This window comes from Polycyclovorans algicola TG408 (assembly GCF_000711245.1).
GTDB classification, from domain to species: domain Bacteria; phylum Pseudomonadota; class Gammaproteobacteria; order Nevskiales; family Nevskiaceae; genus Polycyclovorans; species Polycyclovorans algicola.
In genome coordinates this window covers 2071480-2087427 of record NZ_JOMH01000001.1, presented here as the reverse complement: position 1 = coordinate 2087427, position 15948 = coordinate 2071480, and the positions used below count along the sequence as shown (strand labels likewise).

Below are 15948 nucleotides of genomic sequence, written 5' to 3'. Positions count from 1 at the left end.
GGTTCTCGAACTTTTATCGGTTGCCCAGCGCCAGGCGCTCGGCACCACCGTTCATTAGCGCCGGGACCGGGCGCGGCGACCGTGTGCGGCTGCGGCCAAGCCGCTCGGCCAAGGACTCGCGCGCCAGCATCAGCGGAAATTGGGCGCCGCCCATCAGCAGGTCCTGCAACAGGCGCCGCTTGGGGGCGCCCTCGTAAAGCGCGCCGACGCTGCCGGCGGCGGCGAACAGCGCCCGCGACAGGTGCAGGTAGTCCTTGCGAATCACCACGCCCAGTTGCTGGGTATTGCTCATCAGTTGCAGGACCGCATGGCCGCGGCGATGCAGACCGGCCCAGCCGTCGCGACGCAGTTCGGTCAGCAGGTTGCGACGCGTCAGCGGCGTGATGCCCTTACGGCGCAGCGTGTCGTCGAGCGCGGCGATGATGTCCTGGCGACGCGCCGAACCCGGATCAGGCGCCGTGCTCATGCGAATCAACGCGTCGGCCAACAAACCGGTATCGGCCAGAATGGCCGCCGCAAGATAGTCCCAGACCGCATTCCACTTGCCCTCCAGCGACACGACATTGCCCCAGTCGATCAGGTGCAGGCGGCCATCATCACCGACCATGATGTTGCCGGGGTGCAGGTCACCGTGCATCTCCTGGTGGCGCAGCATGTGGCGCACCACGGTGAAGCTGAGCCGCTGCACGATCTGTCGCTGAAAACGTCGCTGCTCACGCGGCGAGCGCTTGGCCAGGGCCCGCGGCAGGCTGACGGCATCGGCGAGGTATTCCATCTCGATGATGCGGCGGCTGTGACCGTAAATTTCGGGCACGTGCCAGATCTGCGAGTGGCGGGCACGCTCGAAGAAACGCTGGTGATGCGCGGCCTCGGCATCGAAGTCGAGTTCGTCAACGAAGCCGGCCACGAACTCGTCAACCTGCTCCTGCATGGCGCGCAGAAACGGCGCCAGCCGCGAGTGCGGCGCCCAATACTGCGACGACATGATGGCCAGCCCCATGACCATCTTGCCGATCACGAATTCGCGGTCGATGTTATGGCGTCCGACCTTGATCACCACCGGGCGCAGCACTTCAAGGCCGTCTTCGATGAACGGCTTCTTGGCGAAGTAAACGCTGCCGATCGAACCCGACTTGACCGGTCTCGCCGGGTCAAAGTCGAGGTAGCGCTTATGCGGCATCTCGCCGTAGCACTCCAGGAATGCGGCGTTAACCTCGGCCTCGGTCATGGCCGGGACGTCTTCGTGAAACACCGCCAGTTCGCGGGCGATCTCGTCCGGCAGCAGGTCGGCATTGGCGGCGGCGACCTGCGCCATCTTGACGAAGAACGGGCCAAACTCGCGGACCATCTGCGCGACGATTTTCGCCTGTGCGGCAAAGTCGGCCGGGTCGGCGGCGAAGAACGGCCGAATATGACGCAGCGCCTTGATCTGACGACGCATGATCACCAGGTCACTGCGAATCAATGCGACGCGACGCATCACTTCATCGAGCTGCCACTGGTTAAAGCGCCGCCCGGCCTTGAGCAAGTTGACGATCTCGACCAGCATCGGCTCATAGGTCTTGAGCACCAGCCGCACCATGTCGAGCCCGAGTTCGCCCAGGCCTTTCAGTTCGGGGCTGGCAAACAGCTCGTTGAAGAAATGCCAGAACTCATCGACCAGCGCCTGCGGCACCGGCATGGGGCTGCGCGCCATCGCCTGGTCGACCAAGAAGCGGATCAGCTCTTCGGTGGACGCCTCGTTGGGAATCATGCCGCGCTGGCGCAGATAACCGGTGAGCCGGCCACTCTGCTGCAACAACGGGTGCTGATAAAGCCCGGCAAACGCGCTGTCGACGGCCGCCGACAGGTCGCTGCGGGTGGCGTCGGCCTCACTGCCCAACAGCTTGATCAGCGGCGAAAAGCCGCGAGTGGCGCGCACCGTGGAGAGCGAAAACTGGCCGAGGCTGCCCAGCAGGCTGGCGCGCTTGACCGGCTCAGGCGGGCGCGGCGCTTTCACGCGTCCGGGTCCAGCAGGTGCCCCATCTTGCGCGCCTTGGTTTCAAGATAAGCCGCGTTGTAGGGGTTGGCGACGATCTGAATCGGCACCCGCTCGACCACCTCGAAACCGGCACGCTGCAACTCGTCGAGCTTGCGCGGGTTGTTGGTCATCAGCCGCAGACGTCGTACGTTCAGGGTTTCCAGCATGGCCACGGCAATGCTGAAATCACGCGCATCGACCGGCAGCCCCAGCTGGTGATTGGCCTCGACGGTGTCAGCGCCGCTGTCCTGCAAGGCATAGGCGCGAATCTTGTTGGCCAGACCAATGCCGCGTCCTTCTTGACGCAAATAGATCACCGCACCGCGACCTTCGGCGGCAATATGCGCCAGCGCCGACTGCAACTGGGGGCCACAGTCGCAGCGCAGCGACATGAAGGCATCGCCGGTCAGGCATTCGGAATGAATCCGTACCAGCGGCAGACCTTCCTCGAGTGCACCCATCCACAGCGCGACGTGCTCCTTGTCATCATCGGCGGCAAACACCGCCATATGGAACAGGCCGTGCGGCGTGGGCAGACGCGAGGTCGCCAGGCGCCGCAACGGCACCATGGGACGAACTGCGGCGGTTTCAGGCACCGACAAAATTCTGCCCACAGACACGCAGCGTGCTGCCGTTGATCCCGGCCGCCGCCGGCGAGGCGAAGAACACCACGGCTTCGGCGATGTCCTGCGGCAGCCCGCCCTGGGACAACGAACTGAGTCGTCGGCCGACCTCACGCGGGGCAACCGGCATCTGCGCCGTCATCTGCGTTTCGATATAGCCCGGCGCGATGGCGTTGATGGCGCCGCCCTGCTCAGCCAGGGTCGGTGCCAAGCCAGCCACGTAACCAATGATGCCGGCCTTGGTCGCCGCGTAATTGGTCTGCCCCGGGTTGCCGGCGATGCCGCCAATCGACGAAATGCACACCACCCGCGCGCCTTCATTGAGGCCACTTTTGAGCAGGCGTTCATTGATACGCAGAATCGAGCCGAGGTTGATGTCAAGCACCAAGTCCCAGAAATGCGGCGGCATGTTGCGAATCATCTTGTCGCGGGTGACGCCGGCGTTGTGGACGATGATGTCGATACCGCCAAACTTCTCGGCCACCTCGGTCGCGATGCGCTCGCCGGCGTCAGCCGCCGTCACGTCCAGTGCCATGCCGTGGCCACCCAAACGGCTCAGGGTCTCGCCCAACGCGCCTTCCTGCGACGGGTGATCGATGCCGACGACCTGCGCGCCTTCACGCACCAGGGTCTCGGCGATGGACGCGCCGATGCCGCGCGCTGCGCCGGTCACCACAGCCACCTTGCCGTGCAGCGAGCCCGGTAGCGTCGGTGTCTTGCCAGTGCCCACACTGACGGTCAGCGTCTGCCCGGTCACGTAGGCAGCATGCGGCGTCAACAGAAACCGCAGGGCGGCATCCAACTGCGCTTCGGCGCCGCTTTCAAGCTCGATGTGATTGACGGTCGAACCTTTCTTGCCGACCTCCTTGGCCAGCGACTTGACGAAGCCGCGCAGCGCCGCCGCACAGGTCCGCGCGCCAACGTCGGTCTGGGCATCAGCGATACGACCAATCACCAGCACCCTACCGCGCGCCGACAGGCGGGCAATATGAGCGTGAAACAGGTCGTACAGCGCGCGCAGGTCTTCGGGTTGTTCGCACCCGGTGGCATCGAACACGATGCAGGGGCTCGCTGACTCGCCACTGTCGGCGGCGGGCTCGCTGGCCAGGGCAATCTTCGCTTTCTGTGCAGCGGACTTGATGACCGCGAGACCACCGTGGTCCGGCGCGATGCGAATGCTGGCGCCCATCGCACTCAGCGACTTGAGGAGCGCGGCCACTGCCGTTGACCCAGGGGCGGCCGCGAGCAGCACCGATTGACCGTCAAGCGGCGCGACCGCCCAGGGGCTTTCGGCCCGTTCGAGCTTTGGTGGCTGCGGCAAGCCCAGCAGATTGGAAATCGACTTGCCAAACGGCGAGTGCGTGAACTCGAAATAGCGGTCGGTCATGGGAAAAACCTCAACACAAAATAGGGCCGCGACAGTAAGCCGCGCATTATCGCAGCGCATTGACCTCGCCGCTTGGCGCGGCGGCCAAATGGGCCAGTTGGCGGGCGGGCTTCCTGCTAACCTCAAGATGAGCCGAGACCACAGTCGGCACCCGATTCAGCTTGAGGAGATAGACCCACGATGCGTTTTCTCATGATCACCCTCGCAGCGGTGGCTGCGGCGCTGGGGACCTATTTTGGCCTGCAGAGGCTGAACCCCATCGAGACTTCGAACCAGGCCGCCACCGATAAGCGGGTCACGGCAGAGCAGATTCTTGATCGCCCGCTCGACCCTGCGCCATTGCCTTCAGGACGCTTGCTGATGGGCGTCGACGAGACGGTGGTTGATGTCACGCCGCCCGAACCGGATCAGCTTTCGGAAGACATGGACGCCCCGGCCCCAACCGAAGAGAGCACGCCAAGCGACGAGTCCGACACCCTGACCGATGACGCCGAACGCCTGGCCGAGTTGTCCGAAGAGGACACGGGCGACACCTCACCCCAGACCGACGCCGACACCGAGTCGCAAGCGGAGGCGGGCGCTGAAGGCGAAGCCGACATGGCGGGCAATGACGATGGCGATGCCGGTGACGCCACACCGACGCCCAGCCAGACGCCGACGCCCTCGGCGAGCCCCACTGCGGCACCGACACCCAGCAAAACCCCGGCCCCCACGGCCACCGCAAAGCCAAAACCGTCGCCGTCGGCCACCGCAGCGCCCAGCCCCACGCCCACGCCCACGCCCACGCCCACGCCTGATCGTGCCGCAGCGGCAACAACCGAGGCACCCGGCGGCGGGTCAACCCTGTCCACCGGCACGCCGCTGGCCGACAACGCCATCGCACCGTCGTCGCATGACATCGACGCCCGCTCAAAGCCGCGGACGCCCGCCCCGACCGCTGCGCCACAAGCCACCCGCCGCGCCGCCTCCACAGCAGCGCCTGCCCCACAGGTTGCCTCGGATGATCCCGAGGCCTGGTGGCTTCGCCCAACCACGCCAGAGCAGCTCGGCGTCGTTCATGTCGGTACGGCGTCGTTCAACCGTGCCATCGTGCTGATGACCGACGGCGGCTTCGACAGCGTGCGCAGCGTGTCCCGCAACGTCGAAGTGATCCGCGGCGGCATCGTGCTCGACGGCGAATGGACCATCTCGCCGGCCAATGACCACCTGCTGATCTTCAAACTGGAGCAGTCCGGCGAATACGACATCACCGTCGGCGCCGGCCTGCAAGACCGCAAAGGGCGGCTCTGGCCGCACACGGTGCGCGGCACCCTCTACGTGCCCTGAAAGTCGCCGCTTGGCGCAGTACAGCCCCGGCCAAACCGGCCGGGGGTTTCTTGAGGTCTTAAGCCTGCTTCAACGACGCCAGATCAATCACGAAGCGATAGCGCACATCGCTGCGCACCATGCGGTCATAAGCATAGTTGATGTCCTGCATCTTGATCAGTTCGATGTCCGAGACGATGCCGTGCTCGCCGCAGAAATTGAGCATCTCCTGGGTTTCGGCAATGCCGCCGATCAATGACCCGCCAATGCTGCGACGTTGAAAGATCAGATTGCTCGCAGCCGGCGTCGGGTGCGGCTTTTCTGGCACGCCGATCAACACCAGCGTGCCGTCACGCTTGAGCGCAGCGAGATACGGATTCAAATCATGGGCCACGGCCACCGTATTGATGATCAGGTCAAAGCGCTTGGCCTGGGCCTTCATCTGCGCGGCGTCGGTGGACACCACCACTTCGTCGGCGCCCAGTCGCTGCGCATCGGCGCCCTTGGCCGGGGTGGTGGTGAACAGGGTGACCTTGGCACCCATCGCATGGGCCAGCTTGACGCCCATGTGGCCGAGGCCCCCCAGCCCGACGATGCCCACCGACATGCCGGGCACCACCTTCCAGTGCCGCAGCGGTGAATAGAGGGTGATCCCGGCACACAGCAGCGGCGCGGCAGCCGCCGGATCGAGGTTGTCCGGCACCCGCAGCACGAAATTTTCATCGACCACGATGCGCGTTGAATAGCCGCCAAAGGTGACCCCGCCAAGGTGTTTGTCCTTGCCGTTATAGGTGCCGGTAAAGCCGCGCTCGCAGTACTGTTCCAGCCCGTCATCGCAGGCGCCGCATTGTCGGCAGGCATCGACCAGACAGCCGACGCCAACCGTTTGCCCGGCCTTGAAGCGCGTCACTGCGCCACCCACCGCCGTGACGCGGCCGATAATTTCGTGACCCGGCACGCAGGGATACACCGTGACGCCCCATTCGCTGCGCGCGGTGTGGACATCGGAATGGCAAACGCCGCAGTAAAGAATTTCAATATCGACGTCGTGCGCCTGGGGCGCGCGGCGCTGCAAGGTCCAGGGCGCTAGCGGTTGGGTGGCGTCAGGGGCGGCATAGGCGTGCGTCATCGTCATCGGGGAACCTCCGGAAACTGGAAAAATGGCCTTGAGAGGCCTTGAGAGGCCTTGGCCCGTGGTCAAGCTACAGGGTATGCGACGCGCGGTCGTGTCCCAGCGCGCCGGCCAGCAGACCTTCGACCTTGCGCTGCGTGGCACCGTTGTCAGACCCGCTGAACTGCACGCCGATGCCCTGCGGCCGCTTGTTCTGGGCGCCACGCGGCGTCACCCAGACCACCTTGCCGGCGACCGGAATGCGCTCAGGGTCTTCCATCAGCGTGAGCAGCATGAACACCTCGTCGCCCAGTCGGTATTCCTTGGTCGTGGGCACGAACAACCCCCCGTTCTTGACGAACGGCATGTACGCCGCCGACAGCGAGGCTTTGTCCTTGATGCTAAGCGTCAGGATGCCGGGTTGGGTGGGACCGTTGCGCGGCGACTGGTTCATGAGCGTGTGACGACGGGTTTTAATATGGGCCCGAGTTTACACACGGCGCAGCGCGGCGGTGGCACGCCACCAGCCGATGGCCAGCGATTCGAGCAGCAACGCCGGCTGCACATTGCCCGCCAGCTGCGCCGGTGCGGCCATGACCTCGTCGAGTAACGCGTCGAGTGCCCGCAGCCGCGCGGGCTGGTTTTCTTCGGCGGCCAGGGTCATGCCGCGATGACACCAGCGGGTCAGCCAGACGACAAACGATGCCGCGTCGTCCTTGCCCACCTCAGCCGCTGCCGCCAGCGGGGCCATGCGGCCCGCAGCCACGGCGCGCCAGTTGTCATCCCAGCGGGCGAACACGCTCAGTTGCTCGGCATCGGCCCATTGCTTGACCTGCAGTGGCGCGGTCAGCGCCCACGGCACCGGGGCCGGGTCGATACCCTGCCCGCGCAGCCACGCCCGCCCCTCATCCGGCGTCGGCGTCGGGCAGCGCCAGATCGCACAACGCGAGCGCAGGGTCGCCAGCAGCGCCTGCGGCCGATCACTGATGAGAATCAGATGGGTGCCGGCGGGCGGCTCTTCCAACGTCTTCAGCAGGGCGTTGGTCGAGGTTGCGTTGAGCGCTTCCACCGGCTCGATGACCGCGACCCGGCCGCGCGCGTAATGCGTGCTCAGGTGCAGACGCTCGATCAGCCGCCGCACCTGCACAACCTGAATATCACGTCGCCGCCGGCCAGTTTTTTCGTCGACCTCCCGCTGCAGCCAGATCAGGTCGGGGTGCAGGCCATGCGCCAACTTGTGGCAACTGCTGCACTGGCCGCAGGGGCCGTCGACCGGTTGCTCGCACAGGGTTTCGGCGACCAGCACCTGGGCCAGCCAGGCCTTGCCGCTGCCGGGTGGGCCGGCGAGCAGGGTCGCCTGGGGGCGAACATCGTGCTGCGCCGCCTCGCGCCAACGCAACACCAGCGGCGTGTGCCACGGCAGGGGTTTGAAGGCGAAGGGGGCCCGCGCGTCGGTCATGCGGACCCGCCCTGTTGCGCGTCGACCACCGCGGCGATGGCCGCCGCCAACAGCGCCTCGGCCGACAACATGCCGTCGAGCACCCGAAAGCGTTGCGGCTCGGCCGCAGCGGCAGCCAGAAACGCGGTGCGAATGCGCTGATGGCGCGCCATTTCGGCGGCTTCAAACCGGTTGCCGTCACCGCGCTGGCGGGCACGCGACAGACCGACTTCGGGGTCGAGATCGACCAGCAGCGTCAGGTCCGGCCGATGCCCGTCGACGGCCAACTCGGCCAGCGCAGTCAACTGGGCCGGTGTGACGCCAGCACTGCCCTGATAGGCCGCAGTGGAGTCGATGAAGCGATCACAGATCACCCACTGCCCGGCCGCCAGTGCCGGAGCAATCTTGGCCCGCCAATGTGCGGCGCGCGCCGCCGACATGATCAGCGCCTCGGTCTGCGGGGTCATACCCTCGTCCCAGGACTGCAACACCAGGCCACGCAGCGCTTCGGCCAGCGGTGAGCCGCCGGGTTCACGGGTTTGCACCACGCTGCGCCCCTGGCCGGCAAGCGCCGCGACCAGTCCGCTGGCGAGCGTGCTCTTGCCCGCGCCTTCGCCGCCTTCGAGGGTGATCAGCCGACCGCGAGTGGTCATTCGAGGTCTGCTTCGGGTGTGTCGGCCGGCAGGTCGGCAGGAGCCGCCACCGGCGCATCGTCAGGGATTGGCGTGACCGCGGGCTCGGCCGCCGGCGTTGGCGGCGGCAGCCGCTGGGCGCGTATTGCCTCGCGATAGCGCTGCACGGCGGCATTGTGCTCGGCCAGCGTCTTCGAGAACACGTGGCCGCCACTGCCGTCACCGCGCGCGACAAAAAACAGCTTGTCGGTGACGGCCGGTTCGACCGCCGCCTGCAACGAGGCGCTGCCCGGCAGACAGATGGCTGTGGGCGGCAGCCCGTCACGGGTGTAGGTGTTGAACGGGGTGTCGGTGTCGAGATGCTTGCGCAACAGACGACCGGAAAAATCGGCGGCCACGCCATAAGCCACGGTCGGGTCGGTCTGCAGCCGCATACCGCGCCGCAGCCGGTTGATGAACACCCCGGCAACCTCAAAGCGCTCTTCCGACAGACCGGTCTCCTTTTCGATGATTGAGGCGAGAATCAGCAGCTCGTCGGGATTGTCCAGCGGCAGGTCATCGGCCCGCTGTGACCACCAGCGTTCAAGCTCGGCGGTCTGCGCAAGCGCCGCACGGCGCAGAAACGCGCGGTCGGTGGTGCCTTTGGGAAACGCGTAAGTGTCGGGCTTGAAACGCCCTTCGGCCGATTCACCCTCAAGGCCCAGCGCCGCCATCAGACGGTTCAGCGCCAAGTCTTCTTCGGTCAGCTCTTGGACGATGGCCGGATCGCGACGCACCGCCGCCACCGCCTGTTGGGTGGTCCAGCCTTCGACGATTTGAATGCGGTGCAACAGCACGTCGCCGCCGACCAGCAGGTCGCGGAGCTGGTACGGGCTCTGCTCCGGCGCCAGCCGGTATTCGCCGGCCTTGACCTCCGGGGCGCCGACCAGGCGGGCCTCAATGCGCAGCCAGAGCGCTTCGCGGCGGCTCAGCCGACCTGCGTCGATGAGCTGCCCCAGGGCCCCCTGATAAGACGTGCCCGGGGCGATTTCGAGGCGGGATTCTTCACTCACGGTGTCGGGGGTGAGCAGCTCGAAGCGCGCCCACAGGCCCAGCGCCAGCGCGCCGACCAGACTCAACACGAACACCGCCCACAGCCCCATGATCAACCGACGCATGGCGTCTCCCGCATGTGATCGGCCAAGGGATGCTGCAGCGCTGGCAGCAATTTCCGGGTGACCGGACCGGGCGCCCGCCATTGCTGCGCTCCCACGCTGCGCACGGGCCAGAGTCCGATCAGGCTGTTGGTCACGAAAAGCTCCTCGGCATCATTCAATTGTTCCGGACGGACCCGCCGAGGGCTGAGCCGCAAGCCCAGCGCATCCGCCAGCGCCTCGATTTTACGATGCATCAGACCACGCACACCGACGCGGTCCAAGGGCGGCGTGAACAACTCGCCTTGCGACACCCAGAACAGGTTGCTGCGTGTGCCACACACCAGATGGCCGGCGTCATCGCACATCAGTGCTTCAGCCTGGTCAGGCGACCACCCGCGCGCGCCCTCGCGCTGCTGCGAACGGTCCAGATGCTTGATGCCGGCCCGCGTCGGCGGCCCCATGAGCCGCACCGGGCTGACATCGGCGTGGACACCGTGCGTCCAGTTCTGCGGCGGTCGGTCGGGTGGCAACGGCCTGGCCGCGACCCGACGCCGCGATGTGACGGGGTGACTGCCATCCGCAGCCCGAACCACCGACCAGCGCAAGGCGGCGCGCGGTTCGCCATCCAGCGCGGTGAGGCTGTCCGCCTGCCAGATGGCCAGCGGCGCGGCGCTCAGCCCCAGTCGCCGCGCATCGTCCTGCAGGACGGCATGCTGCGCAGCCGCGTCGACAATGACCCCGCCCCACACCAGCAAGGTGCGGAACACGCCGTCGGTATTGGCATCGACCGCACGGGTCTGATCAACCACCCCCCCATCGACAAGGGCCCTCACCCGGCCAACCCCAACGCCCGGAGCATGCCGCGCGCCTTGGCCTCGGTTTCGGCCAGTTCGGTGTCGGCACGCGAGTCGGCGACGATGCCGGCCCCGGCCCGCAGGCTCAACTGCCGGCCGACCACGGTGAGGCTGCGAATCAGTATGTTGCTGTCGAACTGCCCGCAGCGCGACGCGTAAGCAATCGCGCCGGTGTAGGCACCGCGCTGGCCCGACTCAAGCTCGGTGATGATTTCCATGCAGCGCACCTTGGGGCACCCAGTGATCGTGCCGCCGGGAAACACCGCGCGCAGCGCAGTGCCCGCGCCGACACCGCGCCGCAAACGGCCACTGACGTTGGACACCAGATGATGCACATGCGGGTAAGTTTCGACCGTCATCAACTCGTCGACCACAACGCTGCCGGGTGTACAGACCCGGCCAAGATCGTTGCGTTCGAGGTCGATCAGCATGATGTGTTCGGCGCGCTCCTTGGCACTGGCGCGCAGGTTGACGATGGCCTGGGTGTCGGCGGTGGCATCCATGCCACGCGCAGTGGTGCCGGCAATGGGCCGGGTGTCGACGCGATCACTGCGAATGCTGATCAGCCGCTCTGGCGATGAACTGACCACCGACCAGCCTGCGCCCCGCCAACTGGCGGCAAACGGTGCCGGGTTGGCCGCGCGCAGCGCCAGATGCAGGTGTGCGGGGTCGACGCCGTCGGCCAGGGTGCCGGACCAACGCCGCGACAGGTTGACCTGAAACACGTCCCCAGCGCGCAGCCAGTCGTGAATGCGCGCCACGCCGGCCAGAAAATCGTCGGCAGGCTCCGCGGCCAGCGAGGCCAGCACCGGGTTGCCCGGCGGTGACCGTGGCGGCGCGGCGGCAAGTGCATCGAGCAGCCCCTGCGCCTCGGCTTGACTGCGTTCGCTGACGGCATAAATCCGGCCGTCGGTGCGATCCCGCATCAGCGCGGCCGGCACACGCAGCAACTGCGCCTCGGGCAGGCCACTGGGTCGGGCATGAGGCTGCCAGCGCGGCTCCACCCACCGCCCGGCTTCGTACGCCAGAAACAGCGCATAACCACCGACGAAGGGCAGCAGCGGATGCGGCGCGCAGGGCGGCAAGGCGGCCAAGCGGGCGTCGAGCAAGGCAAATGGATCAACATCGTCCACGGTTTCAACGGCGGCTGACGGGTCGACCATCATCAACACATCGAAGCGGCCAGAGCGTGGGTGCGCAGCGGCGCTTTCGAGCAGGCAGGGGAACCGCGCCGGATCGGCCGCCTGCAAACACAACAGGTCGCCGAATGCCGGTGAGCCTTCTACGACGTGCATCATCGGGCGGCCGTCACGTCAGGTCACGGCCGCCGGCATGCCGCGGCGGCGTAACCCATTGTCAAGCGTAGCGCTTGAACGCCAGAGTGCCGTTGGTCCCACCAAACCCGAAGGAGTTGGACAGCACCAGGTTGAGCTTGGCCTGACGCGCGGTGTGGGGCACGTAGTCCAGGTCACATTTGGGGTCAGGGTCGGTGAGGTTCATGGTCGGCGGAATCACCTGGTCCTGCAGCGCCAGCACCGAGAACACGGCTTCGATCCCACCGGCCGCACCCAACAGATGCCCGGTCACCGACTTGGTCGACGACACCGGCAACTTGTAGGCGCGCTCACCGAAAGCGGCCTTGATGGCCACGGTTTCGGCCACGTCACCCGCCGGCGTCGAGGTGCCATGCGCGTTGATGTAGTCAACCTCGTCAGGATTGACCTTGGCATCCTTCATGGCGTTGACCATGGCACGTCGCGCACCGTTGCCGTCGTCGGGCGGCAGCGTGATGTGCGATGCATCCCCCGACATGCCGAAGCCGACGATTTCGGCGTAAATCTTGGCGCCACGCGCCTGCGCGCTTTCCAGCGACTCCAGCACCAGCACCCCGGCACCGTCGCCGAGCACGAAACCATCGCGGCCGGCATCAAACGGGCGACTGGCAACGGTGGGGTCATCATTGCGGGTCGACATGGCACGCGCCTGGCAGAAGCCCGCCATGCCGGCCGGTGCCGAACCGTATTCCGCGCCGCCGGCGATGAAGATGTCGGCATCGCCGTACTGGATCATGCGGTAGGCCACGCCGATGGCATGGGCGCCGGTGGTGCAGGCGCTGACCGTGGCGAGGTTGGGCCCGGTGATGCCGAGGTCAATGGAGATGTAGCCCGAAATCATGTTGATGATCGACGACGGCACGAAAAACGGCGACAAACGCCGCGGGCCACTGGCGTGCAAGACCCGGCATTCGGCCTCGATGGTGCCAATACCGCCGATGCCAGACCCCACGCAAACGCCGATGCGCTCGCGATTTTCGTCAGTAATTTCGATTCCGGAGTCCTGCATCGCCTGCTTGGCGGCGGCGACGCCGAACTGGATAAATTCATCAGTGCGCTTGACGTCCTTGACGCTCATCCACTGCGAAGGATCGAAGTCGATGATGGTCCCAGCGATGCGCGTGGTGTAGGCGCTGATGTCGTAAGCGGTCACCGGGCGGATGCCCGAACGCCCTTCACAAACTGCAGACCACGCTTCGGCAACGGTATTGCCGACCGGCGAAATGGTGCCGAGGCCGGTCACAACAACGCGACGGGACATGAGAATTCCTTAAGTGACACTTTTCAAATTGCCCTCCGCGCGCGAGGGCAGAAAACAAAATGGGGCCGCACCGGGCGGCCCCATCGGTGACGCGAATCAGCCTTCGAGCTTGGCGTGATTCTTGATGTACTTGAGCACGTCGTTGAAGGTCACGATCTTTTCGGCTTCTTCGTCAGGAATATCGATCTCGAACTCTTCTTCCAGCGCCATCACCAGTTCAACGGTGTCGAGCGAGTCAGCACCGAGGTCTTCGACAAACGAAGCGTCAGGGGTGATCTGGTCTTCGGCAACTGACAACTGCTCAGCGATGATTTTCTTAACTTTCTCTTCGAGACTGCTCATGCGTCACTCCTGACTGATTGGGCGAAAGCCGCCCTATTGTAAAGGGATAAAAGGAAGGGAAACAGCGTTCCCCGTTTGGCCTTGGAGGCGGGGGAAGCCCGCTCAGGCCATGTGCAAACCACCATTGATGTGCAAGGTTTCGCCGGTAATGTACCCGGCCTCCGTCGAGGCAAGGAAGGCCACCGCATTGGCGATGTCTTCCGGTGCCCCCAGACGACCCAGCGGAACTGCAGACAACAAACTCTCGCGCGTTGCTTCGGCAAGCGCGTCGGTCATGTCGGTGGCGATGAAACCCGGTGCCACCACATTGACCGTGATACCTCTGGAGCCGATTTCCTGCGCCAGCGATTTAGAAAAGCCGACCAGTCCGGCCTTGGCCGCGCAATAGTTGGTTTGCCCGGGATTGCCGCGCGTGCCGACCACCGAGCCGATGCTGATGATACGGCCGTGGCGCGCCTTCATCATGCTTTTGAGAACCGCACGCGTCAGCCGAAAGACGCTGGTCAGGTCGGTGGCAATCACCGCGTCCCAATCCTCATCCTTCATGCGCATCAGCAATTGGTCACGGGTGACTCCGGCATTGTTGACCAGAATAGTCGGCGCGCCTGCCGCTTTGAGCAGTGCCTCGGCGGCCTCGGGCTCGCGCACGTCCAGCACTGCGCCCTGCCCGCCGAACTCGGCCAGCGCCGCGGTAATGCCATCGGCCCCCGCCTGACTCGTGGCGGTGCCGATCACTTTGGCGCCATCCTCGGCCAAGCGCCGGGCGATGGCCCGCCCGATACCACGACTCGCGCCAGTCACCCAGGCGGTTTGTCCTTCCAGTTTCTTCATCGTTTTCTCACGCGCCCAATCAGTCGTCGAGCGCTTCTAATGGGGGTTATTTTGCCGCAATCGCGGTTTGTGCACTCGCCAGCCCTGCTGGCGACTCGAGCGCGTGACACGGCACACCCTTGAGCGTGCGCTTGGCCAGGCCGGCCAGAACCTTGCCGGGGCCGCATTCGGCCAGCGCTGTAATGCCCTGTCCCTGCAGCACCAGCAGGGTCTGCGACCAGCGCACCGGTTGGTGCATCTGGCTGGCGAGCGCGGCACGCACGCCGCCGAGATCAACGCGCGGGCTGGCGTCGACGTTGTGCAAGACCGGCACCTCGGGCATCTGCAGCGTGACGGCATCCAGATCTCGGGCAAATTCGAGGGCCGCAGGCTTCATCAGCGCACAGTGCGACGGCACCGACACCGGCAGGCGCACCAGCATGCGGGCACCGGCGGCCTTGCCTTCGGCTTCCAGCCAATCGAGCGCGGCGCGCGCACCGGCCACCACCACCTGGCCCGGTGCGTTGTAATTGACCGGCGACAGCACGGCGTCGAGTGGGCAGCGGGCGCACAGGGCCTCGACCGCCTCATCTTCAAGGCCAATGACCGCGACCATGCCGCCTTCACCTTCGGGCACGGCGGTCTGCATCAACTGGCCACGCCGTTCGACCAGCCTCAGGCCGGCGGCGAAGTCGAGCGCGCCGGCAGCGACCAGCGCCGAATACTCACCGAGGCTGTGGCCGGCCATGGCCACCGGCGTGGCACCGCCCTCGGCCTGCCAGACGCGCCACAGCGCGATGCTGGCGGCGAGCAGCGCCGGCTGGGTGCGATCCGTGCGGTTCAGCTCGGCTTCGGGACCTGAGCGCACCAGCGTTGCCAGGTCGTAACCGAGGGCGTCGCCGGCCTCGGCAAAGGTTTCGACCACCCGAGGGTGCGTCCAGTCGCCCAACATGCCCACGGCTTGGGAGCCCTGTCCCGGAAACAGCATCGCAAATGTCATAGGTAAATTTGACCCAAGGCTTCGAGGGGCGACATTAGCGGCGAGACGCCCCCCGCGCGTCAAGCCATGCCCGTGCCGCAAGCCCTGCCGCCGCCGCCAGGGCGCCGAAACTGTGGGCTTCGACAATCACGGCGCCGCCAATCCACTGGCTGTCGATCACCGCCGCACCGAAGATCATCTCCCAGCCAAGCTTGCCCACCAGATACACCAGGCAGCCGCGCGCAATCCAGTCGCCCTGGCGCGCCAACGGCCACAAGCCGAGCACGAACAGGCCGTGGGCGACGCCGGAAAACCCGACATAGCTGGAAAGGCCGGGCAGTGCGGCCAGCAAGCCTAGGCTGATCGGCAGCGCCAGCGCGGCGCTGCGCCAGCACCAGCCGGCAATGCTCCAGCGCGGCTGGCACAGCAGAACCAGCAACACCACACCGATGCCGTTCATCAGCGCGTGGACCGGGCCCAGGTGCACGAAGTGGGCGCTCAGCAATCGCCAAAGCTCACCCTGCAGCAGGCCGTCGCGGTCATAGCGCAGGGCCTCGAAACACCACGGCCGGGCGGCTTCGAGCGCGGCAAATATTGCCAGCAGGAGGGCGGCCCCTTTCATCAGAGGAACCCAGGCCCTTTGTTATGATCCAAAAACTTCAACGTGGCCTTGCGGTTGCCCGCCGCCACCGATGACGCTCCTCCATCACCCAGAA

General features: G+C 66.0%; 16 protein-coding genes. 1 reads left to right on the top strand and 15 read right to left on the bottom strand.

The genetic code is table 11. The features are described 5' to 3' along the window. Positions 1-13: 13 nt before the first annotated feature. From U741_RS0109960 to U741_RS0109950, 3 genes are read right to left on the bottom strand one after another with little or no spacing between them, the layout of a single operon-like run. Entirely contained in the window at positions 14-1999 is a 1986-nt protein-coding gene (locus U741_RS0109960) for an AarF/UbiB family protein (protein WP_052378683.1), read from the bottom strand. Then, positions 1996-2616, bottom strand: coding sequence for a GTP cyclohydrolase II (gene ribA / locus U741_RS0109955; RefSeq protein WP_235200266.1), 621 nt, complete (start codon positions 2614-2616; stop codon positions 1996-1998). Before ribA ends, U741_RS0109960 begins: the two co-directional genes overlap by 4 nt. After that, the gene (locus U741_RS0109950) at positions 2609-4030 is read right to left on the bottom strand and encodes a 3-oxoacyl-ACP reductase (RefSeq protein ID WP_029890322.1); all 1422 of its coding nucleotides are present in this window, start codon (positions 4028-4030) and stop codon (positions 2609-2611) included. The genes ribA and U741_RS0109950 overlap by 8 nt, the downstream gene beginning before the upstream one ends. A 180-nt stretch (positions 4031-4210) precedes the next feature. Here U741_RS0109950 and U741_RS19225 point away from each other — a divergent pair, with 180 nt between their 5' ends. Further along, on the top strand, positions 4211-5356 hold the full coding sequence (locus tag U741_RS19225) for a prolipoprotein diacylglyceryl transferase (RefSeq protein WP_029890321.1): 1146 nt from the start codon (positions 4211-4213) through the stop codon (positions 5354-5356). A gap of 58 nt (positions 5357-5414) precedes the next feature. On the opposite strand, the gene U741_RS0109940 is transcribed toward U741_RS19225, so the two are convergent. The 12 genes from U741_RS0109940 to rrtA form a co-directional block, all read right to left on the bottom strand. Then, positions 5415-6470, bottom strand: a complete 1056-nt coding sequence (locus U741_RS0109940; protein ID WP_029890320.1) for an NAD(P)-dependent alcohol dehydrogenase — start codon at positions 6468-6470, stop codon at positions 5415-5417. 67 nt (positions 6471-6537) lie between these two features. After that, positions 6538-6900 carry a PilZ domain-containing protein gene (locus U741_RS0109935; protein WP_029890319.1) on the bottom strand — a complete coding sequence of 121 codons (363 nt, stop codon included), beginning with the start codon at positions 6898-6900 and terminating at the stop codon, positions 6538-6540. 36 nt (positions 6901-6936) lie between these two features. Next, positions 6937-7905, bottom strand: coding sequence for a DNA polymerase III subunit (locus tag U741_RS18395; RefSeq protein WP_052378682.1), 969 nt, complete (start codon positions 7903-7905; stop codon positions 6937-6939). Next, positions 7902-8537 carry a dTMP kinase gene (gene tmk, locus U741_RS0109925; protein ID WP_029890317.1) on the bottom strand — a complete coding sequence of 212 codons (636 nt, stop codon included), beginning with the start codon at positions 8535-8537 and terminating at the stop codon, positions 7902-7904. The genes U741_RS18395 and tmk overlap by 4 nt, the downstream gene beginning before the upstream one ends. Next, positions 8534-9673 (bottom strand): endolytic transglycosylase MltG, encoded by a 1140-nt coding sequence (mltG, locus tag U741_RS0109920; protein ID WP_084154788.1) that lies wholly within the window; start codon positions 9671-9673, stop codon positions 8534-8536. The genes tmk and mltG overlap by 4 nt, the downstream gene beginning before the upstream one ends. Then, positions 9661-10461 carry an aminotransferase class IV gene (locus U741_RS18390; RefSeq protein WP_052378680.1) on the bottom strand — a complete coding sequence of 267 codons (801 nt, stop codon included), beginning with the start codon at positions 10459-10461 and terminating at the stop codon, positions 9661-9663. Before U741_RS18390 ends, mltG begins: the two co-directional genes overlap by 13 nt. A gap of 20 nt (positions 10462-10481) precedes the next feature. After that, positions 10482-11801: an aminodeoxychorismate synthase component I gene (locus U741_RS0109910; protein WP_029890314.1), complete on the bottom strand. Its 1320-nt coding sequence runs from the start codon at positions 11799-11801 to the stop codon at positions 10482-10484. Positions 11802-11862: 61 nt separating this feature from the next. Next, the gene (fabF, locus tag U741_RS0109905; RefSeq protein WP_029890313.1) at positions 11863-13101 is read right to left on the bottom strand and encodes a beta-ketoacyl-ACP synthase II; all 1239 of its coding nucleotides are present in this window, start codon (positions 13099-13101) and stop codon (positions 11863-11865) included. Between the two features lie 96 nt (positions 13102-13197). Further along, a complete protein-coding gene (gene acpP / locus U741_RS0109900; protein WP_029890312.1) occupies positions 13198-13443 on the bottom strand; it encodes an acyl carrier protein in 246 nt (81 codons plus the stop codon). Positions 13444-13545: 102 nt separating this feature from the next. Then, positions 13546-14274, bottom strand: coding sequence for a 3-oxoacyl-ACP reductase FabG (gene fabG / locus U741_RS0109895; RefSeq protein ID WP_029890311.1), 729 nt, complete (start codon positions 14272-14274; stop codon positions 13546-13548). Positions 14275-14320: 46 nt separating this feature from the next. Then, positions 14321-15253, bottom strand: a complete 933-nt coding sequence (fabD, locus tag U741_RS0109890; protein ID WP_029890310.1) for an ACP S-malonyltransferase — start codon at positions 15251-15253, stop codon at positions 14321-14323. 34 nt (positions 15254-15287) lie between these two features. Further along, positions 15288-15854 carry a rhombosortase gene (gene rrtA, locus U741_RS0109885; protein ID WP_043110256.1) on the bottom strand — a complete coding sequence of 189 codons (567 nt, stop codon included), beginning with the start codon at positions 15852-15854 and terminating at the stop codon, positions 15288-15290. Positions 15855-15948 lie beyond the last annotated feature (94 nt).